This window comes from Lentilactobacillus curieae, assembly GCF_000785105.2.
In the GTDB taxonomy this organism is placed as follows: Bacteria; Bacillota; Bacilli; order Lactobacillales; family Lactobacillaceae; genus Lentilactobacillus; species Lentilactobacillus curieae.
Genome location: NZ_CP018906.1, coordinates 892441 through 918968, shown reverse-complemented (window position 1 = coordinate 918968; position 26528 = coordinate 892441). Strand labels below are relative to the sequence as shown.

Below are 26528 nucleotides of genomic sequence, written 5' to 3'. Positions count from 1 at the left end.
AAAGAAGTTCTGTTAGCAATAGAAAGGTTTTACTAAAAAAGCACTTTTAAAACTATTTGTTGAAAATATTTTACAAAAATCGTTGTGCCCAATTTAAATCAGCGTTACAATGTTTACATAGATTGTTAACGATTTCACATAAATGGAGGAAACATATCATGACAGAAAAAGTTGCTCTTATTACTGGTGCCGGTCAAGGAATCGGTGAAGGAATTGCCCGTCAGCTTGCTAACGACGGTTTCCAAGTCGCCCTCTCAGGTCGTCATTTGGATAAAGTTCAAAAAGTTGCCGATAGCATCAACGAAAATGGTGGCAAAGCTATTGCCTTAAAGACTGACGTTTCAGTTCGCGATGAAGTTTTTGCTGGAGTTAAGGAAGTTGCAGACAAACTTGGTCACCTTGATGTTTACGTAAACAACGCAGGAATTGCCCACGTTGCTCAACTATGTAATACAGACCAAGCACACATTGATTCTCTTATGGATATTAACGTTAAGGGAACCATTTACGGTATCCAAGCTGCTGCAGAACAGTTTAAAAAGCAAGGCACTCCTGGTAAGATCATCAACGCTTCTTCAATTGCTGGTCACGAAGGTTTCGAATTGCTTGGAGTATACTCAGCAACTAAGTTTGCTATTCGTGGTTTAACCCAAGCAGCCGCTAAGGAATTAGCTAAAGATAAAATTACTGTTAATGCCTACTGTCCAGGAATCGTTCTTACTCCAATGTGGGATCAAATCGATGAAGAAATGGGACAAATCCATAACGTACCAAAGGGTGAATCTCTCAAGCAATACCTCGCCGGAATCGCTTTAGGACGTGGTGAAGAGCCTTCAGACGTTGCTAACCTAGTATCATTCTTAGCTAGTGACAAAGCTGACTACATCACAGGACAAGCTATCATGGTAGATGGCGGGATCAAGTACGTATAAAAATACAATGTTTTTCCTAAGAAGTCGGCTATTTGCCGGCTTTTTTAATTTGAAATTTGCCATTGATTTATTTTCTAGCCATGTCAGAATATTATGTAAGGACTGATTTAATCAAAGTTGGGAGATGGATTCATGGAGAAGACGAAGGTTACTTTAAAATATGGTACCTGCATTGTTCTAATTGCATTGGGTATCGTAGTTTTACTAGAGGGCTACATGAACCAAAATCCCACAATTATTGATAATGCCAGCGAATACCAACTATATTCATGGATAGTTTCTGGAGTTGCTGAAATTGTGATGGGGTTAATGATGCTACTGAACGGTGTTAGATGGATTGCAGTTGCACTGGGATTGATTGCCATTTTAAACCTGATAACATACGACTTGACGCTCGCCGTAAACTTAGACATTTGGGTAACAGTGTTTGCGGTGATTACCATACTATCAATGTTTATAAAATTCATTATCGTCGGTAGACGAGTATAGGCAAGGTTTGCAACAGCAGCCTTGCTTTTTTTAAACAAACCCTATCAAATCAGCTCTTCTGACAATTACAACGAATGAAAGCGTAAATATTTTTAATAAATAGGGTTGACATTCGTTTTAAATGAGACTATCTTTAATTAAAATTTAATTTGCTAACGACTAAAGAGAAGAGTAGCCGTCACAATCTTTTACAGAAAGCCTGATTGCTGAGAACAGGTATTGAGACGCCGGTGAAGATGAGCTCTTAAAGTAATTATCCTGTTCACGCAGAATAATCGGTAGGAACCGTTACTTTCCCGGGTATCAACAGGTACCGATGAGGCACCACTTGTGAAAGTGGTGTGAACTAGGGTGGTAACACGAAGCATTCGTCCCTTAAGCGTATAAGTACGCTTATTGGGGACGAGTGCTTTTTTTATTTCGTTAGCAAATTATCAAAAATGGAGGAATTTTTTATGACAGAAATCAGTACACAAACTAAGTTTCCGAACCGCTATGACATTGTTGGTAGTTTACTACGATTTGATAGATTAAAACGGGCAGTCGAACAATATCGCAACCACGACATCAATGAAAATGACTTTATTAACATTAAACACGAAGAAACTCGTCGCATCGTCAACAAACAAATTGAATTAGGATTCAAAGACGTGACTGACGGCGAATACAACCGCAGTTGGTGGCATCTTGACTTTTTATGGGGATTGAAAGGAGTTGGTCATTATGATTATCACAAGAGCTACAAGTTCCACGGATCAAAAACTCGAACAGACAACGCCGAACTTGTCGGCAAAATTGGGTTCAACCCAGACCATCCCTTCTTCAAAGACTTCCAGTTCGTTAAAGAAGTCGTGGATCAAGAAGCTTCTGGGAACGGCACCGATTCCAAACTCCAAAGCTTGGCTAGCGCCGTTACTCCAAAACAAACAATCCCATCACCAACAATGATTTTCCGTGATAATCGAAGTGATAACTGGAGCCAATTTTATGATAGTTGGGATGAATATCTGGACGATCTGGCAACTGCCTATCATGAAACAATTCAGCATTTTTATGAACTTGGTTGTCGATATATCCAACTAGACGATACCACCTGGGCATTTTTAATCAGTAAATTAAACGAAACCGAGGATAACCCAACTGAACACGAAAACTATGTAAAAATTGCCGAAGATTCAGTTCGCGTTATCAATCAACTTCTAGAAGGATTACCAGATGACTTAACCGTAACTACTCACATTTGCCGAGGAAACTTTAAATCAACTTACCTTTTCTCTGGCGGATATGATGACGTTGCTGGATACCTCGGCCAGCTAAATTACGATGGCCTCTTCCTAGAATATGACAGCGACCGTGCCGGCGACTTTTCACCCCTAGACACCATCTGGAACGGGAACCAAAATAAACGGATTGTCCTAGGTTTAATCACCTCAAAATCTCCTGAACTTGAAGATAAGCAAGTAATTATCAACCGAATCAACGAAGCAGCTGGACATGTTCCACTTGAAAACCTGGCACTATCAACACAGTGCGGGTTTGCATCCACTGAGGAAGGTAACAAATTGACTGAAGAACAACAATGGGCAAAGCTTAGTTTAGTTAAAGAAATTGCCGAAGATGTTTGGGGTAAGTAACAGCTGATTAGGAAGTGAAAATTGTGATTCAATTTCGCCGTGGAAACACTGCTATGGTGTCAGAACTTAAACAGCTATATGACAGCGTTGAATGGTATGCCTACACTCAAAACCCCCAGAACCTGTACGTTGCTGTTCAGAACTCTTTATCTGTATTCCAAGCCTGGGATAAGGACAAATTGGTTGGTCAGATACGTGCAGTCGGTGATGGGATTTCGATACTTTACATCCAAGATATTTTAATCTCCCCTGACTACCAAAATCAGGGAATTGGGACCGCGCTCATCAAGCGAATGCTTGGTGCATATCCAAATGTCCGTCAACGGGTATTGCTCACCGAAGAAGCCCCCGATGTTCGCCACTTCTACGAGAAGTGTGGATTTATTTCAGCAGATCAAGGGGAAACCGTTGCGTTTGTTATGTTGCAATAATTGTGATGGCCATAAAATGGCGTCATTAAAAAACAAGCTACGATGTTAAAAACATCGTAGCTTGTTTTTGATAAGATTCACATTTTCTATTTAGAAAGCACTTTATATCCTACATAAAATAGACCAGCGATAATCGCAATTGGAATTATCGACTGAAGCAACATAAACAAAAATCCGCCACCGCCGAAACCGTACATGCCACCACACCACATACCAGCCATCTCCTTAACTTATGATTCTAATCCCATTATGAAACGGTAAATGGTAAATATCAACCGTGGTTGGAATCACTACCAAGTTGCGTGATCTCGCTTTTAAGACTGTTTTGTAACGGCTTCAAGGTACTGCTTATAAGTCACCGTATCAAAGCAAACCATCTGAACTCGTAATTGCTTTGGAAATTCTTGAATCGTCGCTGTAGCAATTTTAGCAGCATCTCTGAGCGGATACCCATAAACACCAGTGCTAATGGATGGAAATGCCACCGTCTGACAGTCATTCTCAACTGCCCGTCTCAAACTATTAACGTAACAATCTTTTAGTAGCTCGGGTTCATTATTTTGGCCTCCTCGCCAGATTGGTCCCGGAGTATGAATAATTATCTTTGCATCAAGGTTAAATGCAGGTGTGACCTTCGCTTCTCCGGTCGGACACCCATTGAGTTTCCTACATGCCTCATCAAGTTGAGGTCCTGCTGCACGATGAATTGCCCCATCAACTCCGCCCCCACCCATAAGCGAGGTGTTTGCAGCATTTACAATTGCATCAACTGATAGTTTAGTAATATCACCCTGAATAACGGATAAACTTGCCATGCCAAATCCCTCCTCAAGCAATTCTATGTCCTTATTTTCAAACAAAAAAGACACGCTCGCAAGTCGTGTCTCTCGATTATTTATTGTGCAGTTTTCAGTGATGCTTTACTCATTTCTTCTTTTAAAACGCCACCAAGTCTGTGCATCCCATCAGCGATTTGATCAGGAGTCAAACCAGTGAAATTAATTCTCATCCCATTTGTATGGTCTTTAAATGCATAGAAGTTCTTAGAAGGAACATACGCAATGTGAGCTTTAGGTGTAACCACGTCGTACAACAGATCCGTTGTGTTAATAAAATCAGGAACCGTTACCCAAGTAAAGAAGCCACCTTCTGGGCAAGTTGCTTCCACACCCTCTGGCATTTCTTTGGCTAATGCATCAAACATTGCTTGGCGTTTGCCAGAATAGGCTTTGATTAATCCCTCAATGTGTTTGTCCAAATCATTCTTAGCCAAAAACTGGTTAACTGCTGAGGCCGTAATGTTTGGGACTTCCAAGTCAGCAGCTTCTTTAAGCTTATAAAGTTGCTTAATTACTGCTTTTGGAGCAACCATCCAACCTAAACGAAGGGTTGGCATCAAAATCTTTGAAAAACTTGATAAGAAAATTACTCGGTCTTCAGTATCAAAATGTTTGATAGATGGTAATGATTCACCAACATAGCGTAAATCACGGTACGGAGTATCTTCTAAAATCATAAAGTCATATTCGTTTGCCAATTCAACTAAACGTTTCCGCTTTTCAACTGACATAGTCACGCCACCAGGATTATGGAAATCAGCAACTGTATAAACTAGCTTGATGTTGTTGTGAGCCTTCAAAGTTTCTTCCAGCTGGTCAACATCCATTCCGTCGGATTCAAGCTGAACTTCATAATAGGTTGGTTCGTACATATCAAATGATGACAAAGCGCCAACATACGTTGGGGCTTCAACAACTAAACCGTCACCCTTATTAAGCATCAGTTTAGCAATTAGATCAATTCCTTGTTGACCACCCGCTGTTAACATAACGTTATCTGCATCAACGCCTTCAATGGCCATTTTTTGTTGAGCCCGAACCGCTAACCTTGAACGCAATTCTTCTGGCCCAGAAATCGTGTGGTATTGGAAGGTGTGGGCGCCTTCCGCAGCGATTGCATCTAAGTACGCTTGTTGCATTGCTTCCTTAGGAAACAAATCTTCAGCTGGCGATCCCGCGGTGAACGTAATCGCGTCATCAAAATCCATCTGTGGAAACAATCCTTCCAATCTGGAAGGGGTATCTGGTTGAACTCGATCTGCAAATAGTTCTTCTCTCATAACCTACACCTCGTTTGTGATATTTTAAACTATGATATACTTATCTCAAAGATTAGTAAAATTCAAAGTACTCATTTTTAGTTGAAAATAATTCATGTTAGAGGGATCATTATGCTTCCATTCGCTTACCTTGTGTTTAGTACTGTTATCACAGAAGGAACTTTCTACAAAGCATCTCTAAAATTAAACGTTACCCCATCCGCAGTTAGCCATTCCATCAATCAATTGGAAACGGAGCTTGGCTTCCCTGTGTTCAATCGTTCACGAACTGGAGTGGAGTTAACCGAGAATGGTAGACAGATTTTACCAATTATCCAAGACATTTTAAATAGCCAAAAACGGCTTGAACAAGAAGCGGACAACATTAACGGACTAAATTCAGGCTCGATTCGAATCGGTGCCTTCTCCTCCGTTTGTATCAATTGGCTACCACCAATCATTCAATCATTTAAGCACCAATATCCTGAGATTGAGATTTCGGTTTACCAAAACGGGTTTAACCAAATCGTGCAGGAAGTTAAAAACGGAACTCTAGATATCGGGTTTACGGCACTGCCAGTCACCGAAAACCTGATTGTTGATGACCTAATCAAAGATGAAATCTACTGCATTGCTCCACAGGGATTTGTTCCTAAAAATAAGCAAACAGTCACTAAGGCCGATATGCAGGACCGAACTTTCATTCTCCAACCAGGAGATTATGACCTGGATACTAAAGCAACGCTTGACCACTATAATATCCAGCCAAATTCAATCCAATTTTCAATTGATGACCAATCCATTATTGCGATGGTCGAAGCTGGTTTAGGCTGGGGGATTTTGCCCGAGCTCGCCCTGCAAAAAATTAGCGGTAATGTAGCAGTATATCCCTTTGATGAACAGTTCTACCGATCAATTGGGATGGTAACTACTCCCACCCAGTCAAAGGCACCTTCGACTCAAAGAATGATCAAAACAATTAATGAATTTATCCAAGGTCACTATCCAGATGGCGTTTTAAAAGAATAAGGAGCACTGCAGGAATTAAAGATTCCGTGGCAGCGCCCCAAAGGTTTTCGATTAATTTTTAAAAGAAAAAAATAGCCAGTACAATTATAGAAACAACAATTACTATCAAATATTCAGATAGCCATTCCTTGGCTCTCTGAATTAATTCAATATTACTCAGTTTTTCAGTATCGTCTCCCAGAACGTTACTTATCCCGAACACCAATTCATTCAAATCTACGTTAAATACCTCAGACAGCTTAATTAACGAGTCTAAATCCGGAACGGAATCTCCTCGCTCCCATTTTGAAACTGATTGGCGGGTAACGAAAACTTTGTTGGCTAAATCGGTTTGCGATAAGTGTGCCTGTCTCCTAAGCAAATTTAATTGCGAACTAAATTTATTGTCCATTTAATACTCCCACCTTTGAAATTCAACGAAGTTATAATCTTGTTATCTATAAGACTACACCCATTATTGAATTGAACGAGTAAAAGATTAAATACAATTGCGCAATTAAGACTAACAAGCCTAGCTTTTATTAGATTCTTCAAACACACAATCAGATCCCTTAGATTTTTTTACTTTTAATCGTGTGTAGCTTTAAAGCGCAAACCAAAAATCCAAAAATAGCTGACCCAACACCGATAATCGTAACTGATAAATTATCGAAATTTGTAGTTAAATATACCAATAAAATTAGCACGTATAGTATAATTCCAAAACTATAAAGTCGTTTCAAGATGAATTACCTCCGTTTTATTTTTAAAATACCACATGAATTGCTGCTTGAAAAGCAACCATTGGTTTACAAAAAGCGCATCAGTCTCAAGACTGACGCGCTTTTTATAAACAATTTATTTTACTTCATCAATTAGTTTTTTAACCGCTTGCTGTTTCATTTGATCAGTAATCTTTTGAACCAACGAAGCTTGTTCCTGGGCGCTCATTTTCGGATTCTTTTTGCGAGCCGCCATTACTTGTTTTTCAACAACCATTTTTTGTTTAGCTTTATCGGCTGGGGACATCTTTGTCAGTGCCTTTGCCCTCTTAGCTAATTTTTGAGCTTGGGTCGTTGATAGTACATACCAGGTTTTGGGAACCTTGATTACATTAGTTTCCTTTTCAAATTTTCCCTGGTTTTTATTTGAAAAGAGTAATTTATAGAATGAATTTCGGTAACGCCATGTGGTTACCTGCTTTTGAACACTTGCTGTGGTACCGCTAACCTGCTTAATCTGGTTATTTACCGCAAAATCAGCTTTCGTATGGGTAGCTTTTGCTTTGGGGTTTGATTTATAAATATAAACCTTGTGCTTCCCACTAGTACCAATGTTTTTATAAAGCATGAGTGGCAATTGTTTGCTTGGCGAAGCAGTGTAAACCTGTCTTTCAGTGGTGGTTTCCACTTTTCGCATACCCAAGTGATTATTATCGTTATCGATAATTACCACAAGTGAACCAAGCATTACAAATCCCGTAACTAGCACAAGTGCCGATCGCATGAGGGAAGAAGACATCAAAACAAAACATAAATACAAGCAAACAGTACTAATTCCTAATATCCAAAGAATCATTTTTACGCCCCCTTCTTTTCAAGTTTGCGACTTTGAACTGGTTTCTTGTTTAGCATGAATGATAGGACCCATCCAACTAAACTAAAACCAACGGCAATCCAAAAGGCGGCGTGATAACCATTAAGTGTCGCATTAATAAATCCGTGTTTAAATGCCAACGGATCTGTTTTCATCAAACCGTTACCAGGCTTTGAAGCATTGGTTACGTTTGTTAGAACGGAAACCATGATGGCAGTTGTAACGGATGACGCAATCTGGCGAACAGTATTATTCGCTGCTGTTCCGTGCGGAATCATTTCCGGTCTCAATGCATTCATACCATTAGTAGTCAATGGCATCATCACGATCGCAATTCCAAACATCCGAGCTGCGTAGACCACCGTAATGAATATTGATGGCATATTTGGAGTAATAGTTGCAAATGGTACCGTAGCCACCATCATGATAAATAGTCCAAGCATTGCGAGGCGTTTGGCACCAATTCGGTCAAATACAACCCCAGTAATCGGACTCATGATTCCAATCAACAATGCACCTGGAAGCAGTGTCAGTCCAGATTCAAATGCAGACTTACCATGAATAATTTGCAAGTACAATGGAATGATCATTCCGGCACCAACCATTGCCATGTTAGCGATTGAGGCTAAGGCAGTAGAAAGTGAAAAAATCTTATTTTTAAACACTCTGATTTCAACAAATGGATGTTCAAGGTGTAATTGACGCATCCCAAAGATAACAATAAAAATCATTCCAATTAAGATTGTTCCAAGAACAACTGGGCTACCCCAACCCTTATTTCCAACTTCGGAGAAACCGTAAAGTAATGATCCGAAACCGATTGTAGATTCAATCAGAGACAATACGTCTAGCTTAGGAGAGCTTAGCGGTAACACGTTTTTCACAAATCCTAGTGAGAGAATCAAAACGATAATAATAATTGGAATCAACATTCCAAATAGCATCCGCCAACCAAAGTTATCAATAATGTATCCAGAAAGAGTTGGGCCAATTGCTGGTGCAACCCCAACAGCGATTCCAGTGTATCCCATCGCTGCACCACGTTTTTCTGGTGGAAAAATTGTCAGCATGATGTTCTGCAACAATGGCATGGTAACACCCACACCAAGGGCCTGAATCAGACGTCCTGCAAGAAGTAGAGCAAAATTGTCAGCTACGAACGCTACAATCGTCCCCACCAAAAATGTACTCATAGCGGTAATGTATAACCACTTTGTCGGCACCTTGGCGCTTAAAAATGCGGAAACCGGAATCATAATCCCGTTAACCATCATAAATCCGGTTGTTAACCATTGCACCGTGGCAGTCGAAATATTAAATTCATCCATCAACGTTGGAAATGCCGTTGCTAGAATTGTTTGGTTCAAAACCGTAATAAATACCCCAACAATCAGTGTAGAAACCATCATTGGGATATTTATTGGCTTGCCATTAATATCTTTTCGTTCCATTAATTACGCCTGCCTTAAAATATTTTGAAATATCTTTATCACATTATGTGATATTTACATTGCACTATGTTATAACTTTGTTTATAATGTGTCAATAGTAAGTGGAGGGCAAACATGGATAATTTCACAAAAAGATTACGCAGTCTATACATCACCATTGGAATCGGCGAGACCAGCAGAATAACTGGTGCCACCACTACCCAGATTCGTTATTGGGAAAAGAAGGGTCTGATTCAGTCCGTTCGTCGTGGAGATGGAACTAATAAGAGATACACACTTAAAAACATTGCTGGAATTTTATTTATCAAATCGAAAATTGATGAAGGTTATACCTTAACCAAAGCGGCAGAAGATTTACAACAGTATCTAAAAGATGCCGATGCTCTACAACTATTAATCAGTCAACGATTAGAATCAATTGAAAAAGACGGTGACGTTTCCACCCTAAGTTTTGGTCCGGCAGAAAACGTACCGGACGCTGATGTTGTGGCCAGAATAAAAGATAATGATGTTAAGCTATATTTAGAAAAAAATGATCAGAATAATAAAAACGCAAACCAGTAATGGTTTGCGTTTTTTGTCTTAATTGTTTTCCATGGTTACATCTTTACCAAAGTATTTCTTAGAAATCTTAGCCAATGTACCGTCTTTTCTTAAATCTTTAATTGCATCGCTAACTTTGGCCTTAAGTTTAGTTGAGTCCTTGTTAAGCATTGGCGAAACTTGTGCAAATGGTTCTTCGGAAGCAGGAATTGCCCGTGCTTTAAGTCCCTTTGTTGATTGTGACTTAGCATATGAATTCCATGCATCGAGGGCATTTACGGTTCCTTGAACTCTTCCTTGGCGAATCATATTAACACTATTAACAAACTGGTCTGATGGAATAGTTTTGGCACCATACTTTTTAGCAACATCTTCATTGTTGGTACCAGTTCCCTCAGCGAATTTCTTACCCTTAATGTCCTTAAGGTTTTTAATATTCTTATCGCTTGATTTAGTTACCAAAACATACTGAGTGAAGATGTATGGACTAGCAAATGCATAACTCTTTTTCCGTTCATTAGTAACCGTTACGTTATTCAACACCACATCAAACTTGTTGCTACCAAGTCCAGCAATCAAACTATCCCATTTAGTAGGAACAAAATTAGCCTTAACATCTAATTTTTTGGCAATTGCCTTGCCAAGGTCAACTTCAAATCCGGTTAACTTACCGTCTTTACGGTATGAGTATGGAGCATAAGTTCCTTCCAAACCGATAGTTAACTTACCGCTTTCAGTAAGCTCAGATTTGTATGATGAACCGCCTTTATCGCTACTATTAGAACCGCAAGCAGTTAAAACGCCTGCAACCCCTAATACAGCAGCAACTAGCAGTAGCTTAGTAATGATTCCTTTTTTCTTCATGATTTCTCCTCCAAAATTACGAAATATCATTAAACGTCATCGCATTAACAAAACTTTGAATCCGTTCATTATCCGAATTAAAGAACTGGTTGACGTCCCCGTCATATAGTATGTTTCCGTCTTCCACAAAGATGATCTTGTCAGCAACTTTTCTAGCAAACGCTAGGTTGTGAGTCACAATAATCATCGACTGTTGTTCTTCAGCAATCTTCATCAATACCTTCAAAACTTCGAGTTCAAGTTCTGGATCGAGTGCACTAGTTGGCTCATCTAAAAATATATATTCCGGATGCATAGCCAATGAACGAGCAATTGCTACTCTTTGGGCTTGCCCACCTGATAACTGAGCTGGGTAAACATCGGCTTTTTCCTTAAGACCCACTTTATCAAGTAACTCCAGTGCTTCCGCCTTTGCATCAGCCTTAGATAATCCTAACACTTGGGTTGGACCTTCCATAACATTTTTAACTACAGTGAGATGCGGAAATAAATTATAGCTTTGAAACACCATTTCAGTTCGCTTACGAATATCTAAAATAGTTTTGTTGGTTAGCGGTTTGCTAAAATCAATTTGCATCCCCTCAAAATCATAAATCCCTGACTCTGGACGTTCCAAAAAGTTTAACGACCGCAACAACGTTGACTTCCCCGATCCAGACGGGCCGACGATGACCGTTGTTTTATTTTCCGGAAACTCGGTGGTAATCTCCTTCAAAACATGAGTTCCATCAAAAGTTTTATTTAACTTTGTTAATTTTAACATGGTAACCTCCTACCTTGCTGGAGTGATGTATTTGGACGTTGACTTTTCCAAGTATCCTTGGACCCAAGTGAGCACTGTACAGAACAGTGCATAGTACAAGGCAACTAAGCTGTACATCAATAGTGGTTGATAGTTTTCAGCGGTAATTTGCTGACTAACTTCAAACATTTCTACTATTGTAATTGAGGCTGCCAACGACGTATCTTTGACCAACCCAATAAAACTATTAGAAAGTGGTGGTAGTGATACTCGCAATGCTTGTGGCAAGATAATCCGCTTAAGAATTTGTGACCGCGTCATTCCAATTGAATAAGCAGCTTCCCACTGACCGTTTGGAATTGATAAAATGGCGGCCCGAATTGTTTCAGAACAGTAAGCGCCGGTATTCAGTGAGAACGTAATAATTCCGGCCGTCCATGGACTGAGTTTGATTCCGTGAGGGAAAACTCCTTTAATTGTTAAATAGGGTAATCCAAAATACACGATAAATAATTGAACCAACAGTGGCGTACTTCTAAATAGCCAGACATAGAATCTAAAAATCCCCTTTATAATGATAAAGAAGCCCTTTTTACTGGAAAGCCTAACTAGTGCTGTGATCAATGCTAAAATCAGACCAATAATAAAGGAAATAATTGCAATTGGAATCGTGTATTTAAATCCCGCACTTAGCAATTGCGGAGTTGCATCAGTAACTATTTTCCACATATATTCTTCGCTCCCATAATATTTTCACAAAATAAAAAGTCCGCCCTGCGCAGTTGGTGCGCTGGAACGGACTCGCCGTATAACCAACCCGATTAGAGCACTGGCATACACTTTATGGTAAACCAATCCAACAAATATCATACTCTATTCGTCAAGCCGACGCTGTTATTTTGAATCGATAAGTCAATGTGAAAAGCGTACAACATCTGGCATTGAGTGTCAATAGTGCACAATTTAAATCGAGTTTATGTACTTGTTTATTCAAATGGGTAGTTAAATGCATAATATAGTACGGAACATATCAGCCCTGCAAACAGAAAGTAGGGGAGAAACAGCCGTGGATTTAAAGCTCTTAGACTCCACCCAGCATCAGCAAGTGTCCCAATCACTCCACCGATGATCGTTGCTAAAACTGCTAAATATAAACTACTCATCAATCTTGCCTGACTTGTTTGGTTGTTTCTCTTTCTGATTCTTAGGAACAGACAGTAGGTACTGCAAAAAGTTGTTCGCTATTATGAAACCAATAAAATACAATTGGTTATACCTATCAGGGATAGTAAATATACAAACTATCCAAATAATTATTAAGATCCAGGTAACAATTTTTCCTAAAGTAGAAATATCATAATTTCTATAGTCGTACTCTGGATGAACTTTAAAAAGCCAGCGTTCATATACAAATATTTGCAGCAATCCAAATACCAGAATCAAAATCCCGACTGTAATCAAAAATACTGTAAATTTATTGCTAGATACTGAGATTTCTACTATCCCTAACGTACACAAAGTAAAAACAATTGGTACAGAATTCACCAATGCATATTTCCATAATGGCTTAACCTTCATTAAAAAACCTCCTACTGGATAATTTCATAAACTAGTAAACCTACTCCGCACTATCAGATCCTTGAATCCAGGCCTTAAACCTACCAAAATTTTCTACTATGTATTCTAACCCAAGGTTAACCGTCCAAATCAGCATTACAATCATGGCCATAACGGAGAATGATTCCATTGTGTAATCCCATCCGGCAATTTCAAAATATCCAAACATGGTGATTAGGATAAACGGAAACTGCCATACTAAATGAACACCGATATCGGTTAATCTACGAAGTTCACGCTTCACTATTTTTCGCTTGATTACGCTACCCCAGATTGAAGAAAGAATAACTATGTATAAATAGAATATTAATAGATTTATATTCCCTAAACCGGGAATTACTAAAAATGTCCGAGTTAACCATAAAAATAACAGTGCTAGAAAACCCCAACCCGCAACTAGGATCACAAATAAAAAGAATGACGCCCCAATTACTAAAAGAACAATTGCTATAAGGGCTAAAAATTTATCTTTAATAACAGTGGACCTCCTTACGGGTTTAATACCACAATAGCACGTTTATAAGGGGTTAAAAAGCAACCATTAGTTTACATCAACTAAAAAGAACGCAAACTTCTACAAGTTTGCGTTCTCGTTTATGTGTACTATTCTTTGGCTCTATGTGATTAAACTTTTATTGTGAAATAACTACATTAAATTGCTTTGGCTGGTTCAACTTGTACATCTGCAACATTTTCAACGTTCTTGTGATATTTGCGCATCATTTCAGCCATGTGGACTTCATGGGTTACAAACTCATGGGTTCTGCAAACGTAGTCGTGTTGACGACCAATTTTTGCGATGTAGCCGTTGATGTAATCAACTTCGGTTGGTCGACCCTTTGAAAAGTCTTGGTACATTGATGGATAGTGGTACTTATATTCTTGACTGACCGTGATCACCGAATCAACCTGTTCCTGACGAGTAGCAATTAGGTAAATTCCCGCTCTCTCACATGCATCATAAGCCTCATCGAATAATTGCCGTGCCATCTCGCGAACACCCTCATACTCGATAAATTGACCCATCTGCATTTCAAACATTGTACATAATGTATTGGTTACCGCGTTGAAAACCACTTTTGACATACACATTCCCATATAATCATCGGCGAAAATTGGGTTCATCTTAGCTTGTTTAAAATCGGCGACAACTGCTTCCATCACGTCATTAGGCTTTTCGTTAGTGTAACGTGCCATGTGCATTTCCTCAGTTCCTTCAGCACCCATGAAATCAACATTAGCGGGGCCATCTAATCTGGTAGCAATCATTGCAGTACCACAAATGATGTGATCTGCTGGGAAATACTTGGCGATTTTTTCAAAGTGACCCATACCGTTCATTGCTGAGAATACATACTGATCTTCGTGAAAAATCCCAGCAGCTTGGTCACGTTCCATTTCTTCAGCTAATTGCATTTGCTTCTTAAAAATAATCCAGACATCAGGATGACCACTATATTCTTCTGGGTAGTAAATGTTGATTGGAACGATTCTGCGGTTCTGATGATCTCTGGCAACAGAAACTCCACCTTGTTCGCGAACCTTTTCAACGTTTGGTTCCCATGTATCGATGAAATCAACTTCCACGCCAGCATTTTCTTGTAACATTACTCCGTACCTGTATCCCATTGCGCCTGCACCAATAATTCCATACTTCATGAAAACCACACTCCTTTGATTTTTTAATTTAATCCGAAAAAAACGCCCCTTGGTCAAAGACCAAGGGACGTTAGATAACGTGTTACCACCCAAAATTCTGATCAACATCACTGCTAATCACTCTTCACGTACGGCACTCGAGTTTGCGATACGCTGCACTGTATTGGGTGCACCCAGTTCACCTCGTAAAGTGAACATTAACTTGGATAATCTTTAATCAAGAAGTCCTAATACCTTCACACCGTAACGGTACTCTCTTTGTAGGGCTAAGTGACTACTCCATCAGCCAAATAACTTATTCGGATTAAATTGTTGAATGAAGTATAGAATAAACAGATGAGAGGTGTCAACACTTTTTTGTAATTAAATTAAAATTAATTTAATCCAGCTTCTTTAGATGCCTAAATAATCAGTCTTTACGGATTGTTTAATCACTCACCATTTTTAGACGATTTCCATAAGTACATTACTGGAATTAGCAGAATTAAAGCCACTACCACAATACTTAAAAATGAGAAAAGCCTAACATTTGTCACAAGCCATATCATAGCAACAATTACTATAACCATGATTAACGTTTCCCATGGGTTGCTTTTTATTTCTTGATAGACAGACTTCAATCTTTGCATTAACAGTCATCCTCTTCTAAAACGGTAAAATAGCGTAATAATCCATTTTGCCGTATCCAATCTCTCATAAAATATGTCTCACGTGTTGACTATAGTCCAATTATTTAATTCCCCAACTTATATATGTGTGTTCACTACACTAGATTACTATAACAATTTAAACTTTATCCTTTTAAGAAGAAACTAAAAGAACGTATAGGTTTATATACTCCAATCAATGTAAACCTATACGTTCTCATGTGCATTTCACATATCAAAAGTCTTATGTTAAAAAATACTAAGCATCGCACTTGTATCTATTGTTAGCCTAATTGTGCTGTTACTGCTGAAACGCGCTTTGCGTGCATTTTAAGGTAGTATGCCGGTTGATGTGTTGGATATTTGTTAATTGGTATCCTCGTATAACCCACTCTTGACTCAGTCATATTTTTGTTAGGCTTAATAAACCACCAAATGCTATTGTAAATATCATTAGCATTCCAGGATGATACTACAAAAACATTATCCTTTTTCATCCATAAACCGTCACTAGCAGAGTAAGATCCTAGCTCTGTATGCTTAGCAACCATATGATTTTTCTTGAAATAGAAGTATTGCTTGTTTTTATGCCTGTTTTGAATTTGCCAATACTTATTAATCAATCCTGAGGGAAAGCCCTTATGAACCGTGATATTAGAATTTGCTGAAACGTCACTAACACTGATTAAAAGTACAAAGATTGTAGTGATGGCCAGTAAAAATATTTTTAAATTAATTAGTTGCTCTCCTAAAATTAAAAATTTTTATTACAATGGGGTATCCAAAAATGTTGGAATTGCAAAATTAAAAATAAACAGAATTCTTTGAATTTTGAAAGTGTACATTGGTTCCAGTGCATTTGAGAATAATGGCGTATATCCATATTTCATCGGAATCATGTAAACAGGGGTTTTATAGTATTTGGACTCTGGTCCAAGATATTCTGGATTACATTTTATAACGCTTACCGGAGAGGCACCCGTTAATAGCATCGTAGTCCTAACAGAATTTTTAGGAAATAAGGTGCTTACCAAAAACAGTAGTACCGCAATTCCTAAGATTATCCTTTTGATATTTGCTTTTCTTTTCATTGTATGACTACATCTCCAAATCAAAAAAGGGGTTTTGGAGCTACATATTTAGAAAAAAAGCTAGGGAACTTAATTCCCTGGCTTTTCCCATTAATAGAGCATTGCTGTGACTTTTGTAACTCTTGTTGCTAATTTTTTAGTATAATGGCTCGGTGAATACTGTGGAATTTTATTAAAAGATACAATGGTATATCCAATTTTTATTTGTTTCCAATTATTAACCGGTTTAATAAACCACCAGATTACTTGGTCTTCATCAAATGGATCAGTTCCAGTCATAACATATGAGCCTTGCACCTTTGTATAAGAAATCCATTTTGATTTAAAATTTCCCATCCTTGTGTGTTTGCCAAAATAGCTATCACGGTTGCCATAAAAAAATTCTGTATGGTCATTAAAACCGTTCTTCACTTTCCAGTATTTATTAACTAATTTATCAGGCACACCGTTATATTGTTTTGTAGAGTTTGCAGAAACTGTTATCACACTAAAAAAGGAAAAAAATAGAAAGAGTAAAAAGGAAAAATAACTTTTTTTCATCAACTATATCTCCATTTCTTAAAAGTAAATGTTTTTTACCATCCAGTATTTAACTTTATTAGTAAATAAAAATTTACCTTTTCCTAGCTTGTAATAATATTTGATTATTGGCCTTTTATGTCCGTTGGAAATTATCAATTTTCGATAATTGTATTTTGTTTTAGGCGTTTTATGATTATTAACATATCTTAATATGACTGTTCTCGTTTTCGGATTATATTTATATTTTGTACCTTTTGTCTCCTTGAAATATTTATTCTGATAAAATTCCAAATACATTCCCATATTACTCCCGTCATAATTTAAAATCTGCTGTTTCTTAGCTAATCCAAATAACTTAGTATTATACTCACGCCAGCTTGTGTAATTTGCGCTGGCGGTGCTGCCATGACCAAATGATATCGTTAATAATAAGCAACTGATAAAAAGCACTATATTTATATACCTTTTCATTAAATTACCTCCAAAATATAAATTGCCCTATGGTGACTGTTATTAATAAGTCGTGAACTAAAGTAAGCTGATTTTCCCAAAACCTTATTATGTTTTCTATTAGTATACCAAGTGATTACATCCTTATAGTAAACTGCACCACTATCTACATCATAATATCTGGTTAATTTATAATTCAAATGTTTCATACCGGTTAAATAGCGTTTGATCTTATTGATGTTCTTTTCAAAATGAGGAGTCAAATGTATTGTTATTTTTTTTACATTTATCTGAATGTCGAAATGTTTTTCGAACTCCGTAACAGCATAAACCGTCGAGTCAACCTCAATGTGCCCAGCACTACGGCCTGTCTTTGAATACATCTTCTTCCACTTAAAGTTTGAACCAGAACCAGGGTAAACGTATTTCGATGATGCGTTTTTAAAAGTATTTGTTTTCCCTACATTAGTCTTTTTGACATACTGATTTCTATTCATAGAAGATTTCTTTCTGAACGCTGATTCACTTTTTTTATTTAACCGTTCACTAGTTTGAGAAGATTGATTAGTGTTACTTGCTGTTTGGTTCAAATTTCCTCTAGAACGCTGATAAGCGTCCAAATTATTATTTTTTTCTTCATTATCACTGGTAGAAGCAGAAGGTTGTTTATTTACCGAGCCATAATTTGTAGGATTCTGTGGATTTGTTGTCGTTGTACCAGCCCCAACTCCACTGGTTACGGTTGCCCCAGCTGTTGTACCGCCAGTCGTTGCTCCACCAGCACCTGCATCGCCACCAATAGCTCCACCTTGATCATTTCCCCCAATGACACCTGGTTCACGATCTCCTTGACCATTAGTATTGTCATCATTGTCATCATTATTATCGTTGTTGTTATTTGAAGATGCAGTAGTATCCGCATACGCCATCACTGGTTTAGAAGTGCTATAAATAGTAACTGTTCCAATCGCTGTTGCCCCAGCTGTTGTACCGCCAGTCGTTGCTCCACCAGCACCTGCATCGCCACCAATAGCGCCACCTTGATCATTTCCCCCAATGACACCTGGTTCACGATCTCCTTGACCATTAGTATTGTCATCATTGTCATTATTATTATCGTTGTTATTATTTAAGCTGCAGTAGCATCCGCATATGCCATCACTGGTTTAGAATTGCTATACATAGTAACTGTTCCAATCGCCGTTGCCCCAATAAATACAGCGATTAATTGTTTAATCCTCAACTCTGTCCCCCACTTTCAATGTGCTGGTTATCTAAATAGATTCCGAATTGTTGAAACTACTTGGCAAATTGAATTAACAATTGCTGTCCCTTGACCAACGACATTGGAAACGGATCCAGTAATGTCATAAGCAAGTTGCCCCTGATTAGCACCAATCTGCGATTGGGTTAAAGCTGGTTGTAAGCGAATATTTTCTTTAGTGGCGTCTTGGTTCTTTTTAGCATCCTCGGCACTTAAGACCGTTGTGGTAGCTGAACTACTGTTTTGATTGTCTGTCGTTGGTTGAGTAGTTGCGTTGTCAGCTGGGGTAGTCGTATTTTGATTGTTAGCGGGTTCCTCGCTTGGAGCTGGGGTAACTGTGACCGGTTTAGCCGCCGGCTTGTCAGCGACAACTTTCCGCCTAATAATTTGTTGTTTGGTTGATGTCTTGCCCCGCTTATTTTTCTTGGTTGTGTAGCGCGTCTTTACTTCCCGATACTCAGTTGAGTTTTTAACTGATTTAGTCGATTTTCTAGTCGCGTTAGCTGCTTGATTCTTCATCACTACGTGCTTAGCAGTCCGTTTAGTTGCGTTTTTAGAATTTTTTTGCTTAGTCGTTTTGGCTGGCTTGACTTGGTGTTTTAACGTAGTTGCCTTAGTGGCTCTGACTGGTTTCACTTTTTTATTAGCCGGTCTACTTGGCTTAACTATAGTCGTTGGTTTATGTATTGATTTAGCCTTGGTAGCTGTTGGTTTAACCACTGCCTTAGCAGTCGTTACGTCAATGCCGGTGCTTGCTTGGGTCTCAATGTCGGTACTTGTCAACACCATACCCATGGCTACGGCGCTAATTAACCCCGCTTGTAAACATAAATTATAAATTTTCATATTTCTTCTCCCCTAATACATATTATTGTTTTCACAAATTAAGTATAGCTCAACATCATCTAAATACAATAGTTATTTCTTATAAGTGCATAAACGCCGTCGTTGAAGGATTGATCGTATTTATTACCCAAGTAAGTTAGCGTTAAATCATAACCATAAAAGTTATAATGGCCAATTTAATTTCGACGTGCTTTTCGAAAATCAACAAAGATTTTATGCATTAACTCGGTTATCTAATAAAACCAACGTCAAATGCTCCTAGTATCGGTAGTCATTATTTTCAATGTTACATAGACGCACTCTCACGCCACTTTCAGGCAAATAACTCCAGCAAAGTCTACGTATCATCACGCGCTTAGATCGTGAATTGCTTAAAAAATCTATTACAAATAGTAAACGAATACAAATGAAACTAGGCGGCACATTGTCGATACACTATCGAGTCTGTGCCGCCTAGGAAAGAAAGACAAGCAAATATTTACTTTAACTTTTGGGGTACACCTCATCCAGTATGGATATTAGGGGCTATTTTAACCACATTTGCAAGAGGTTATTTGTCAGCAACGACCTCCAACAAAAAGAAAAACACTAATGTTATTTATTTTAAATGTAATCGCTCTGAGTCCTAAATAATCAGTCTTTACGAATTATTTAATGATATACTTTTAGATATAAATACTTGGACTCCATTTAAAGTAGTTCCTTGCTATTGAGAAAACATATATTACTAAGGTAGATTGGTCATGAATGTATCGGAAAAAATAAAGATGTGCAGAAAACAAAAAAATATGACTCAGCTAGACTTATCAAAGCAACTTCACGTTTCAAGAAAGACCATATCAGGTTGGGAAACAGATAGAAATTCCCCGGACATGAACAGTTTAATCAAGATGAGCGAATTATTCGGAATTTCAATGGATGATCTTCTAATTGATACTAAGGGACTTCCCGCTGTACTTGAACAGGAAAAACAGCTAAAACAAAAACAACGGTTTTTTAACATTTCTTATTGTCTATGCATTATCCTTTTAATTTTTAGTTATATTCATATGTTTGGTATCAACAATTTTCATTTATCAATAGTTCCAATCTTACTAACAATTTGTTTAGTAGTACTTATTTCCTATTATCCCTACTGGAATGACTTAAAACCTAGAAAAATTGCCTCTGCAACTGGATTTTTCTTTCTAATTCTATTCATTAATGGTTTAACAATTGGATTAAATTCCAACTTTCAAAGAAATCTTCCAAGTGACTTTGCTGGAATTCTAGGTTCATTTACAGGCGAATTCCTGCTTATCTTTACAATTTCAGTAAGCCTCAGCGTCCTTATTTTTTTGCGTCCTAAATTAAAAAACAATATTCATAATTAATGCCATACTTATAGTGAGGTAGTTGATGCTTATTTTTTATTCAACTTTATCTGTGTCACAATAGACCCAATCACTAAAACCAATCCCAAAATTAATCCGATTGCATCAAATACCGCTGACCAACCATGAAATTTTTCAACAGTTATACAACTGTATAAATTAGCAACTATTAACACGAACCCAATCCAAAAATCAAACGACTTGTAAAATTGTCTATGCTTTTCCATAATTATCTCTCCATTCAAAAAAATATTTATAACCAAATTACACAACTACATAATTTATTAATCAATATAATTTTTAAAATACATAGGCTTTATTTTAAAGCATTACTGTTATACCAACATTAATAGCTTACGAATAACCAAAAATGTTTAAAGCTATTTCAACGTGGAAATATTTCTTATCTAAAAAAGATGGTGTGCGATTACCGCACACCATCTTCTTTATACTCATCTTTTTCTATATTTAACCGCCAACTTAAAAACGATCAAAGCGCAAACAGTACCCGTAAAAAATCCAGACAATTGACTTAAACCAAATACAAAGTACGAACCGATAGAAATTAATCCGGTGGCTAAAATCAAATACCACATATAATTACCAGATATAAATGCTACCAGCTTGGGAAACCGGTGTTTGCCAGTCAATTCTAGTTCGAAATCATTGAAACTAGTTAGAGCATATAGTGTGATTAATAGCACAACTAACATAACCAACATCTCTATGCCACGTACCTTAACAATCTCAAAAATATTTAGCGTCATAATTAGTACTAACAATAAATCCAGAGCAATTAATGCCCGACCAATTGGCTTAATTCTCTTCAACACCATTTGCTTTTCTAAATATTCTTTCATCCCAGTATCCTCCTTAAGAAGGACGTCTAGTGAAATTTGATATTTATTACTTAAATCAATCAGACTATTAATATCAGGGTAGCTCTTCTCATTTTCCCAACTTGAAATCGTCTGCCGTGACACGCTTAGTTCATCGGCAACTTCCTGCTGAGTCAGTCCCTTATTAATGCGTCCCTGCTTAATTCGATTACCAAATTCCACGTTTATCCCTTCTTTCACTTTGAGAATACTGGCATTTTATCTCCTTGACTAGCAAAGAATCTTTGCCTCTAGTTATACCAACGGATACGCGAAGAAAATATCCATTTCAGAGTGTTCACCACCACCTAGTGGACCATCAAGTTTCCGGAAACCATAACGCTGATATAGATGGACCGCAGCTGCTAAGTCATGGTGCGTTTCTAAGTATACCTCACGATACCCAGCTTGCTTTGCAAACTCCAGGGCAGCATCAATTAACTTAAAACTCATATGATTACCCTGGGCAGATTCAGATATGTATAGTTTTTGAAGTTCAGCAACTCCATTTTGCGGATCATATTCTGCAATTCCATTACCACCGAGTACGCGATCATTATCGTCCACCAAAACAAAATATTCACGTTTTTTCGACTGGGCGTAGTAATCACTAAGATGTTCCAGTTCAGGGTCAAAATAAGCAGTTCCTGGTTTATCAAGTCCAAACGACTTCAGTAAATGACGAATGATTGTAGCTAATTGTGGGTCATCTTTAGGTTGAATATGCCTAATTTTCACTAATATCAACTCCTTTAATTTTGTTGTTTTTGAATATACCACTTGAGCAAACCTTTTACACATGTTAAATTTAACATATGAATAACATTAAAAACATCAATCAGCGCGAACTGATAGAGTCCGAGCGAATATTTAAAATTCTTTCAAACCCAACCAGATTGCAATTGCTCTACATTTTAGAGCAACGGGAACTTAATGTTTCCGAATTACAGGAAGCACTGAACATTGAACAATCGGTAATTTCCCATCAGTTGGCTTTACTTAGAAAGCATCAATTAGTTTCCACTCGTCGGGAAGGAAAACAAATGTACTACAAATTAGATGATCCGCATATTTTAGACATTATTAACGAAATGCTTGAACATGCTGACCACGTGTCTAGGGGGAAAAAACATGGGGAATAGTGCAATCGCAACAAAAGCCTTGCGAACCGAATACTTTTCCAATTCATGGATGGCGTTCGAATTTTTGGTTGGAGTTATCTCTGGGATAACCGCTCATTCTATTTTATTGGTTGCGTTCGGCCTAGATAGTCTCCTTGAAATCGTCGCAGGTTTTGCTTTGATTTGGCGATTAAAAAAAGAGCTTGCCGAAGCATCGGCAGAACAAATTGAGACTGCGGAAAAACGGTCATCATTAATCGTTGGTTCGATTCTGTTGTTGCTTTCAGTTTATGTGGTTATCGTATCAATCTACAATTTAGCAACGCATACTCCAGCAGAAAGCAGTCCGTCGGGAATTACAATTGCCATTCTGTCAGTCCTATTGATGCCGATTTTGACATTAAAAAAGAGAAATTACGGTCAGCTGTTAGGTTCTGACGCCTTAGTCGAAGATGGCATGTGCAACATCACCTGTGCCTATATGGCAGGAACGGTTCTTGTTGGCGCCGTACTCACTACATTTCTGGGTTGGTGGTGGGCAGACTCAGTTTTCGCCCTGGTATTAGTTTACTTCATTGCTAGCGAAGGATGGGAATCGATTTCAGATGGTTTAAAATAGATTGTTAATGAAAAAAAGGAGCCATGATGTTGAAACATCATGGCTCCTTTTTACTTTACGCAATAACCGCACTTATTCTACTGGTCGCTACTTCACTACTATTCAGGTAGAGTTCACGAATTGTTCTCTCGTAATCATCATTGTCCACTCCGACTACAAGCTTAATATCAGAACCTTCTTGAACAACCATATGAACATCGATATCACTCTTATCAAGCTTTTCAAGAATCTTACCGGCAATTGCTGGATGCTTGCTAAACTTAGCAGAGACAGCCGCCACCAAAGCAATATTCTTTCTTAAATCAACTGAATCAACATCAATCTTAGATTTTAGTTCACTAACAATTTTATCAAGGTCGATTTCCACCTGGTTAAAGTCAATTAGAAAGCTGACTGCATCATTTCCAGATGGTAGGAAATTCGGCATCACGTTAAATTTTGACAGGACTTCAATCGCTGACTGGAGAATATCCATTCGGCGGCTAAGTTGGTGTTTCTTAATTGAAATTACCACATAGTTTTTCTTACCGGCAATTCCAGTAACAAGTTGTTGCTTGTCACTAATCACTGAACTAGCAACAATTGTTCCACCTTCTGAAGGTGCATTGGTATTTAAAATTGCAATGGGAATGTGTTTTTCTCTAACTGGTTCAACAGCTTCCTCTTGAAAAACACTGATTCCCATGTATGACAGCTCTTGTAACTCACTGTATGTTAACTCATCAATTTTCTTTGAGTGGTCAATGATTCTTGGATCCGCAACCTTAACTCCGGACACATCAGTCCAGTTTTCATATAAGTCAGCGTCAACTAGGTTGGCAATGATTGCCCCAGTAATATCGCTGCCACCGCGAGGCATAAGTTTAATGTTGCCCGCCTCGTCGGCACCGTAGAATCCAGGAACAAGTGCAAACCGAGAACCTAACATTTCGTTTTCAAGTTTGCGTTTTGATGCGCCTAAATCAACGTCACCATCCCTAAAAGTGATGAATTTAGCTGCATCAATAAATGAATAACCAATGTAGTTAGCCATTAGTTTAGCAGTTAAGTATTCCCCCCGCGACACAACATAATCGTATGTAGCAGATGGAATCTTGGCCTCAATTTCATCCAAATCAGCTTCGATTTTTGTAGTTAAACCTAATTCGCTTTGAATTTTGACTAAGCGATGACGAACAATCGCAAATGGTTGGTGAAAATCTTCTTGCTTTGCATTTGCGTTAAAAGAGTCAATCAGTAAATCAGTAACCTTAATTTTTTGTGCTTGCCACTTACCAGCTGCACTTACAACAACTATCCGTCTAGTAGGATCAGACTTCACAATTTTTGCGACCTTTTTGAACTGGCCGGCATCGGCAACCGAACTACCGCCAAACTTTGCTACTTTCATTACAGGACTCCTCCTTCCGCTGGCACGCTAGCCATAAATGCTAGCTCGTCTTTCTTTAGTACATCCTTCATCAAGTTGTGCATCGTTCCAACAGGAACATCGTGAACCATCAAGTAATCATTTCTCGTTTCTGGTTGGTAGTCAGCAAAGATATCTGCAACATCAATTTCTGATCTCACAACGTAGTCGCTCTTAGTCAAATTAGCGTTGAACTTCAAGTTACTATGAAATTCGCGACGTAAATGTTCTTTTTCTTGGTATATGTCCAAGATGTCTTGAATAACTGCATTAGCAGTTGGAAATTGCCCAGCACCTTGGCCCATGAACTTCAAAGTTCCGATGGTATTTCCGTGAAGGGAAATTACATTATAATTATCGGGAACGTTTGCTTCAATGGCTTCTGCCTTGCAGAGCGTAGGCTCAACCACATAGTCAAACTCGTTACCCAATTGGTGACTTTTACCCATTAATTTCACTGTTAAATTCTTACTTGTGAAGTGAGCAATGTCTTCCTCACTAATATTTCTAATTCCAAAAATTGGTAAATTATCATTAGGAGTTACAAAAATATCGTACGCAATATCAGCACTGATGCACAATTTGTTAGCAACATCTAATCCATCAATGTCAGCACTTGGATCTGCTTCAGCGTAGCCTAATTGCTGAGCATTTAGGAGGACATCGCTGAATGAACGACCAGTCTTCTTCATTTGATCGAGAATGAAATTACTAGTTCCGTTAAAAATTCCTGTAATTGAATCAACGTCATCGATTCTCAAAGCTCTTTCCAAACCTTGAATCCAGGGAATTCCACCACCAACACTTGATTCGAAGTAAAACTTAACGTCATTTTCAGCCGCTACTGAAGAAAATTCATCCATATGGCGGGCAATGACAGCTTTGTTAGCAGTAATTACGTGCTTTTTGTGCTTCAAAGCATCCAAGATGTATTGATGAGCGGGTTCAATTCCACCAATTACTTCAACAACTACATCAATATCATCATCGTTTAAAATTTCTTCAATGCTGTCAGTCATTTCTGGTAATTCAGCTTTTTTATTCTTTCTGATCAAAATCTTCTTAACTGAAAGGTTGGTGGTTTGGCGACTGGCCTTCTTAATTATTTCATATACTCCTGTGCCAACCGTTCCAAAACCTAAAATTGCAATATTCACAGTTCCAACCTCCGTTTTTTTATGTTCATTAATAATAAACACTTGTTTTTTAATTGAAAACAGATTATCATAAGAATCACAGAAATGC

At 38.0% G+C, this 26528-nt stretch carries 33 protein-coding genes; 9 read left to right on the top strand and 24 right to left on the bottom strand.

From position 1 onward, the window contains the following. Positions 1-158 precede the first annotated feature (158 nt). The 4 genes from PL11_RS04455 (at position 159) to PL11_RS04440 (ending at position 3486) form a co-directional block, all read left to right on the top strand. Positions 159-932 carry an acetoin reductase gene (locus PL11_RS04455; protein ID WP_035166631.1) on the top strand — a complete coding sequence of 258 codons (774 nt, stop codon included), beginning with the start codon at positions 159-161 and terminating at the stop codon, positions 930-932. Positions 933-1064: 132 nt separating this feature from the next. Continuing rightward, entirely contained in the window at positions 1065-1421 is a 357-nt protein-coding gene (locus tag PL11_RS04450; RefSeq protein WP_035166630.1) for a hypothetical protein, read from the top strand. Between the two features lie 455 nt (positions 1422-1876). Next, positions 1877-3055, top strand: a complete 1179-nt coding sequence (locus tag PL11_RS04445; RefSeq protein WP_035166629.1) for a vitamin B12 independent methionine synthase — start codon at positions 1877-1879, stop codon at positions 3053-3055. Between the two features lie 20 nt (positions 3056-3075). Next, entirely contained in the window at positions 3076-3486 is a 411-nt protein-coding gene (locus PL11_RS04440) for a GNAT family N-acetyltransferase (RefSeq protein ID WP_418287669.1), read from the top strand. An 86-nt stretch (positions 3487-3572) separates the two neighbouring features. Here PL11_RS04440 and PL11_RS10445 read toward each other — a convergent pair whose 3' ends face one another. From PL11_RS10445 to PL11_RS04430, 3 genes are all read right to left on the bottom strand, one after another. Further along, entirely contained in the window at positions 3573-3698 is a 126-nt protein-coding gene (locus tag PL11_RS10445; RefSeq protein WP_257787910.1) for a hypothetical protein, read from the bottom strand. A 102-nt stretch (positions 3699-3800) separates the two neighbouring features. Further along, positions 3801-4301: an O-acetyl-ADP-ribose deacetylase gene (locus PL11_RS04435; RefSeq protein ID WP_035166628.1), complete on the bottom strand. Its 501-nt coding sequence runs from the start codon at positions 4299-4301 to the stop codon at positions 3801-3803. 80 nt (positions 4302-4381) lie between these two features. Continuing rightward, entirely contained in the window at positions 4382-5605 is a 1224-nt protein-coding gene (locus tag PL11_RS04430) for an aminotransferase-like domain-containing protein (protein ID WP_035166627.1), read from the bottom strand. 111 nt (positions 5606-5716) lie between these two features. On the opposite strand from PL11_RS04430, the gene PL11_RS04425 reads away from it, so the two are divergent. Beyond that, positions 5717-6613 (top strand): LysR family transcriptional regulator, encoded by an 897-nt coding sequence (locus tag PL11_RS04425; protein WP_035166626.1) that lies wholly within the window; start codon positions 5717-5719, stop codon positions 6611-6613. Between the two features lie 58 nt (positions 6614-6671). Here the strand turns inward: PL11_RS04425 and PL11_RS04420 are convergent, their stop codons facing one another. The 3 genes from PL11_RS04420 to PL11_RS04410 all read right to left on the bottom strand — a co-directional run bounded on the left by PL11_RS04420 (position 6672) and on the right by PL11_RS04410 (position 9639). Further along, positions 6672-7004, bottom strand: a complete 333-nt coding sequence (locus tag PL11_RS04420; RefSeq protein WP_035166624.1) for a helix-turn-helix transcriptional regulator — start codon at positions 7002-7004, stop codon at positions 6672-6674. Between the two features lie 446 nt (positions 7005-7450). Further along, positions 7451-8170, bottom strand: coding sequence for a DUF4811 domain-containing protein (locus PL11_RS04415; protein ID WP_078256916.1), 720 nt, complete (start codon positions 8168-8170; stop codon positions 7451-7453). Positions 8171-8172: 2 nt separating this feature from the next. Next, complete coding sequence (locus tag PL11_RS04410; protein WP_035166622.1) at positions 8173-9639, bottom strand: MDR family MFS transporter; 1467 nt, start codon at positions 9637-9639, stop codon at positions 8173-8175. A 114-nt stretch (positions 9640-9753) separates the two neighbouring features. Between PL11_RS04410 and PL11_RS04405 the strand changes: the two genes are divergently transcribed. After that, a complete protein-coding gene (locus PL11_RS04405) occupies positions 9754-10203 on the top strand; it encodes a MerR family transcriptional regulator (RefSeq protein WP_052127749.1) in 450 nt (149 codons plus the stop codon). An 18-nt stretch (positions 10204-10221) separates the two neighbouring features. Here PL11_RS04405 and PL11_RS04400 read toward each other — a convergent pair whose 3' ends face one another. From PL11_RS04400 to PL11_RS04340, 13 genes are all read right to left on the bottom strand, one after another. Continuing rightward, a complete protein-coding gene (locus PL11_RS04400) occupies positions 10222-11046 on the bottom strand; it encodes a transporter substrate-binding domain-containing protein (RefSeq protein WP_035166621.1) in 825 nt (274 codons plus the stop codon). Between the two features lie 16 nt (positions 11047-11062). Further along, complete coding sequence (locus PL11_RS04395; RefSeq protein ID WP_035166620.1) at positions 11063-11809, bottom strand: amino acid ABC transporter ATP-binding protein; 747 nt, start codon at positions 11807-11809, stop codon at positions 11063-11065. A gap of 9 nt (positions 11810-11818) precedes the next feature. Beyond that, the gene (locus PL11_RS04390; RefSeq protein ID WP_035166619.1) at positions 11819-12517 is read right to left on the bottom strand and encodes an amino acid ABC transporter permease; all 699 of its coding nucleotides are present in this window, start codon (positions 12515-12517) and stop codon (positions 11819-11821) included. Positions 12518-12943: 426 nt separating this feature from the next. Beyond that, on the bottom strand, positions 12944-13366 hold the full coding sequence (locus tag PL11_RS04385; RefSeq protein ID WP_035166618.1) for a hypothetical protein: 423 nt from the start codon (positions 13364-13366) through the stop codon (positions 12944-12946). 40 nt (positions 13367-13406) lie between these two features. Next, the gene (locus PL11_RS10250; RefSeq protein WP_152638995.1) at positions 13407-13649 is read right to left on the bottom strand and encodes a hypothetical protein; all 243 of its coding nucleotides are present in this window, start codon (positions 13647-13649) and stop codon (positions 13407-13409) included. Positions 13650-14056: 407 nt separating this feature from the next. Next, a complete protein-coding gene (locus tag PL11_RS04375; RefSeq protein ID WP_035166616.1) occupies positions 14057-15064 on the bottom strand; it encodes a ketopantoate reductase family protein in 1008 nt (335 codons plus the stop codon). A 931-nt stretch (positions 15065-15995) separates the two neighbouring features. Beyond that, complete coding sequence (locus PL11_RS04365) at positions 15996-16334, bottom strand: hypothetical protein (protein ID WP_035166614.1); 339 nt, start codon at positions 16332-16334, stop codon at positions 15996-15998. 144 nt (positions 16335-16478) lie between these two features. Further along, on the bottom strand, positions 16479-16802 hold the full coding sequence (locus PL11_RS04360) for a hypothetical protein (RefSeq protein ID WP_035166613.1): 324 nt from the start codon (positions 16800-16802) through the stop codon (positions 16479-16481). 90 nt (positions 16803-16892) lie between these two features. Next, a complete protein-coding gene (locus tag PL11_RS04355; RefSeq protein ID WP_035166612.1) occupies positions 16893-17342 on the bottom strand; it encodes a hypothetical protein in 450 nt (149 codons plus the stop codon). 18 nt (positions 17343-17360) lie between these two features. Next, positions 17361-17795 carry a hypothetical protein gene (locus PL11_RS04350; protein ID WP_052127747.1) on the bottom strand — a complete coding sequence of 145 codons (435 nt, stop codon included), beginning with the start codon at positions 17793-17795 and terminating at the stop codon, positions 17361-17363. After that, a complete protein-coding gene (locus tag PL11_RS04345) occupies positions 17795-18706 on the bottom strand; it encodes a hypothetical protein (protein ID WP_237047519.1) in 912 nt (303 codons plus the stop codon). The genes PL11_RS04350 and PL11_RS04345 overlap by 1 nt, the downstream gene beginning before the upstream one ends. Then, a complete protein-coding gene (locus PL11_RS10245; RefSeq protein WP_191982090.1) occupies positions 18703-18876 on the bottom strand; it encodes a hypothetical protein in 174 nt (57 codons plus the stop codon). Before PL11_RS10245 ends, PL11_RS04345 begins: the two co-directional genes overlap by 4 nt. Before the next feature lie 168 nt (positions 18877-19044). Beyond that, on the bottom strand, positions 19045-19884 hold the full coding sequence (locus PL11_RS04340; RefSeq protein WP_052127745.1) for a hypothetical protein: 840 nt from the start codon (positions 19882-19884) through the stop codon (positions 19045-19047). Between the two features lie 743 nt (positions 19885-20627). On the opposite strand from PL11_RS04340, the gene PL11_RS04335 reads away from it, so the two are divergent. Continuing rightward, positions 20628-21257 carry a helix-turn-helix domain-containing protein gene (locus PL11_RS04335; protein ID WP_035166610.1) on the top strand — a complete coding sequence of 210 codons (630 nt, stop codon included), beginning with the start codon at positions 20628-20630 and terminating at the stop codon, positions 21255-21257. 29 nt (positions 21258-21286) lie between these two features. On the opposite strand, the gene PL11_RS04330 is transcribed toward PL11_RS04335, so the two are convergent. The 3 genes from PL11_RS04330 to PL11_RS04320 all read right to left on the bottom strand — a co-directional run bounded on the left by PL11_RS04330 (position 21287) and on the right by PL11_RS04320 (position 22936). Next, positions 21287-21484 (bottom strand): hypothetical protein, encoded by a 198-nt coding sequence (locus PL11_RS04330; protein WP_035166608.1) that lies wholly within the window; start codon positions 21482-21484, stop codon positions 21287-21289. A 225-nt stretch (positions 21485-21709) separates the two neighbouring features. Further along, the gene (locus PL11_RS04325; RefSeq protein ID WP_035166607.1) at positions 21710-22318 is read right to left on the bottom strand and encodes a helix-turn-helix domain-containing protein; all 609 of its coding nucleotides are present in this window, start codon (positions 22316-22318) and stop codon (positions 21710-21712) included. A gap of 72 nt (positions 22319-22390) precedes the next feature. After that, entirely contained in the window at positions 22391-22936 is a 546-nt protein-coding gene (locus tag PL11_RS04320) for a GNAT family N-acetyltransferase (RefSeq protein WP_052127744.1), read from the bottom strand. A 14-nt stretch (positions 22937-22950) separates the two neighbouring features. Between PL11_RS04320 and PL11_RS04315 the strand changes: the two genes are divergently transcribed. Then, positions 22951-23277: an ArsR/SmtB family transcription factor gene (locus PL11_RS04315; protein WP_035166606.1), complete on the top strand. Its 327-nt coding sequence runs from the start codon at positions 22951-22953 to the stop codon at positions 23275-23277. Next, entirely contained in the window at positions 23267-23875 is a 609-nt protein-coding gene (locus tag PL11_RS04310; protein WP_035166603.1) for a cation efflux transmembrane domain-containing protein, read from the top strand. Before PL11_RS04315 ends, PL11_RS04310 begins: the two co-directional genes overlap by 11 nt. A 55-nt stretch (positions 23876-23930) precedes the next feature. Here PL11_RS04310 and PL11_RS04305 read toward each other — a convergent pair whose 3' ends face one another. Both PL11_RS04305 and PL11_RS04300 read right to left on the bottom strand, forming a co-directional pair. Beyond that, on the bottom strand, positions 23931-25265 hold the full coding sequence (locus tag PL11_RS04305; RefSeq protein WP_035166600.1) for an aspartate kinase: 1335 nt from the start codon (positions 25263-25265) through the stop codon (positions 23931-23933). After that, positions 25265-26440: a homoserine dehydrogenase gene (locus PL11_RS04300; protein WP_035166598.1), complete on the bottom strand. Its 1176-nt coding sequence runs from the start codon at positions 26438-26440 to the stop codon at positions 25265-25267. The genes PL11_RS04305 and PL11_RS04300 overlap by 1 nt, the downstream gene beginning before the upstream one ends. Positions 26441-26528: the final 88 nt, after the last annotated feature.

Excerpts from the sequence above, each read along its gene's own strand:
- PL11_RS04455 (WP_035166631.1), top strand. The coding sequence starts at position 159 with ATGACAGAAAAAGTTGCTCTTATTACTGGTGCCGGTCAAGGAATCGGT.
- PL11_RS04450 (WP_035166630.1), top strand. The coding sequence starts at position 1,065 with ATGGAGAAGACGAAGGTTACTTTAAAATATGGTACCTGCATTGTTCTA.
- PL11_RS04445 (WP_035166629.1), top strand. The coding sequence starts at position 1,877 with ATGACAGAAATCAGTACACAAACTAAGTTTCCGAACCGCTATGACATT.
- PL11_RS10445 (WP_257787910.1), bottom strand. The coding sequence starts at position 3,698 with ATGTGGTGTGGTGGCATGTACGGTTTCGGCGGTGGCGGATTTTTGTTT.
- PL11_RS04435 (WP_035166628.1), bottom strand. The coding sequence starts at position 4,301 with ATGGCAAGTTTATCCGTTATTCAGGGTGATATTACTAAACTATCAGTT.
- PL11_RS04430 (WP_035166627.1), bottom strand. The coding sequence starts at position 5,605 with ATGAGAGAAGAACTATTTGCAGATCGAGTTCAACCAGATACCCCTTCC.
- PL11_RS04425 (WP_035166626.1), top strand. The coding sequence starts at position 5,717 with ATGCTTCCATTCGCTTACCTTGTGTTTAGTACTGTTATCACAGAAGGA.
- PL11_RS04420 (WP_035166624.1), bottom strand. The coding sequence starts at position 7,004 with ATGGACAATAAATTTAGTTCGCAATTAAATTTGCTTAGGAGACAGGCA.
- PL11_RS04415 (WP_078256916.1), bottom strand. The coding sequence starts at position 8,170 with ATGATTCTTTGGATATTAGGAATTAGTACTGTTTGCTTGTATTTATGT.
- PL11_RS04410 (WP_035166622.1), bottom strand. The coding sequence starts at position 9,639 with ATGGAACGAAAAGATATTAATGGCAAGCCAATAAATATCCCAATGATG.
- PL11_RS04405 (WP_052127749.1), top strand. The coding sequence starts at position 9,754 with ATGGATAATTTCACAAAAAGATTACGCAGTCTATACATCACCATTGGA.
- PL11_RS04400 (WP_035166621.1), bottom strand. The coding sequence starts at position 11,046 with ATGAAGAAAAAAGGAATCATTACTAAGCTACTGCTAGTTGCTGCTGTA.
- PL11_RS04395 (WP_035166620.1), bottom strand. The coding sequence starts at position 11,809 with ATGTTAAAATTAACAAAGTTAAATAAAACTTTTGATGGAACTCATGTT.
- PL11_RS04390 (WP_035166619.1), bottom strand. The coding sequence starts at position 12,517 with ATGTGGAAAATAGTTACTGATGCAACTCCGCAATTGCTAAGTGCGGGA.
- PL11_RS04385 (WP_035166618.1), bottom strand. The coding sequence starts at position 13,366 with ATGAAGGTTAAGCCATTATGGAAATATGCATTGGTGAATTCTGTACCA.
- PL11_RS04375 (WP_035166616.1), bottom strand. The coding sequence starts at position 15,064 with ATGAAGTATGGAATTATTGGTGCAGGCGCAATGGGATACAGGTACGGA.
- PL11_RS04360 (WP_035166613.1), bottom strand. The coding sequence starts at position 16,802 with ATGAAAAGAAAAGCAAATATCAAAAGGATAATCTTAGGAATTGCGGTA.
- PL11_RS04355 (WP_035166612.1), bottom strand. The coding sequence starts at position 17,342 with ATGAAAAAAAGTTATTTTTCCTTTTTACTCTTTCTATTTTTTTCCTTT.
- PL11_RS04350 (WP_052127747.1), bottom strand. The coding sequence starts at position 17,795 with ATGAAAAGGTATATAAATATAGTGCTTTTTATCAGTTGCTTATTATTA.
- PL11_RS10245 (WP_191982090.1), bottom strand. The coding sequence starts at position 18,876 with ATGATGACAATACTAATGGTCAAGGAGATCGTGAACCAGGTGTCATTG.
- PL11_RS04340 (WP_052127745.1), bottom strand. The coding sequence starts at position 19,884 with ATGAAAATTTATAATTTATGTTTACAAGCGGGGTTAATTAGCGCCGTA.
- PL11_RS04335 (WP_035166610.1), top strand. The coding sequence starts at position 20,628 with ATGAATGTATCGGAAAAAATAAAGATGTGCAGAAAACAAAAAAATATG.
- PL11_RS04330 (WP_035166608.1), bottom strand. The coding sequence starts at position 21,484 with ATGGAAAAGCATAGACAATTTTACAAGTCGTTTGATTTTTGGATTGGG.
- PL11_RS04320 (WP_052127744.1), bottom strand. The coding sequence starts at position 22,936 with ATGTGTAAAAGGTTTGCTCAAGTGGTATATTCAAAAACAACAAAATTA.
- PL11_RS04315 (WP_035166606.1), top strand. The coding sequence starts at position 22,951 with ATGAATAACATTAAAAACATCAATCAGCGCGAACTGATAGAGTCCGAG.
- PL11_RS04310 (WP_035166603.1), top strand. The coding sequence starts at position 23,267 with ATGGGGAATAGTGCAATCGCAACAAAAGCCTTGCGAACCGAATACTTT.
- PL11_RS04305 (WP_035166600.1), bottom strand. The coding sequence starts at position 25,265 with ATGAAAGTAGCAAAGTTTGGCGGTAGTTCGGTTGCCGATGCCGGCCAG.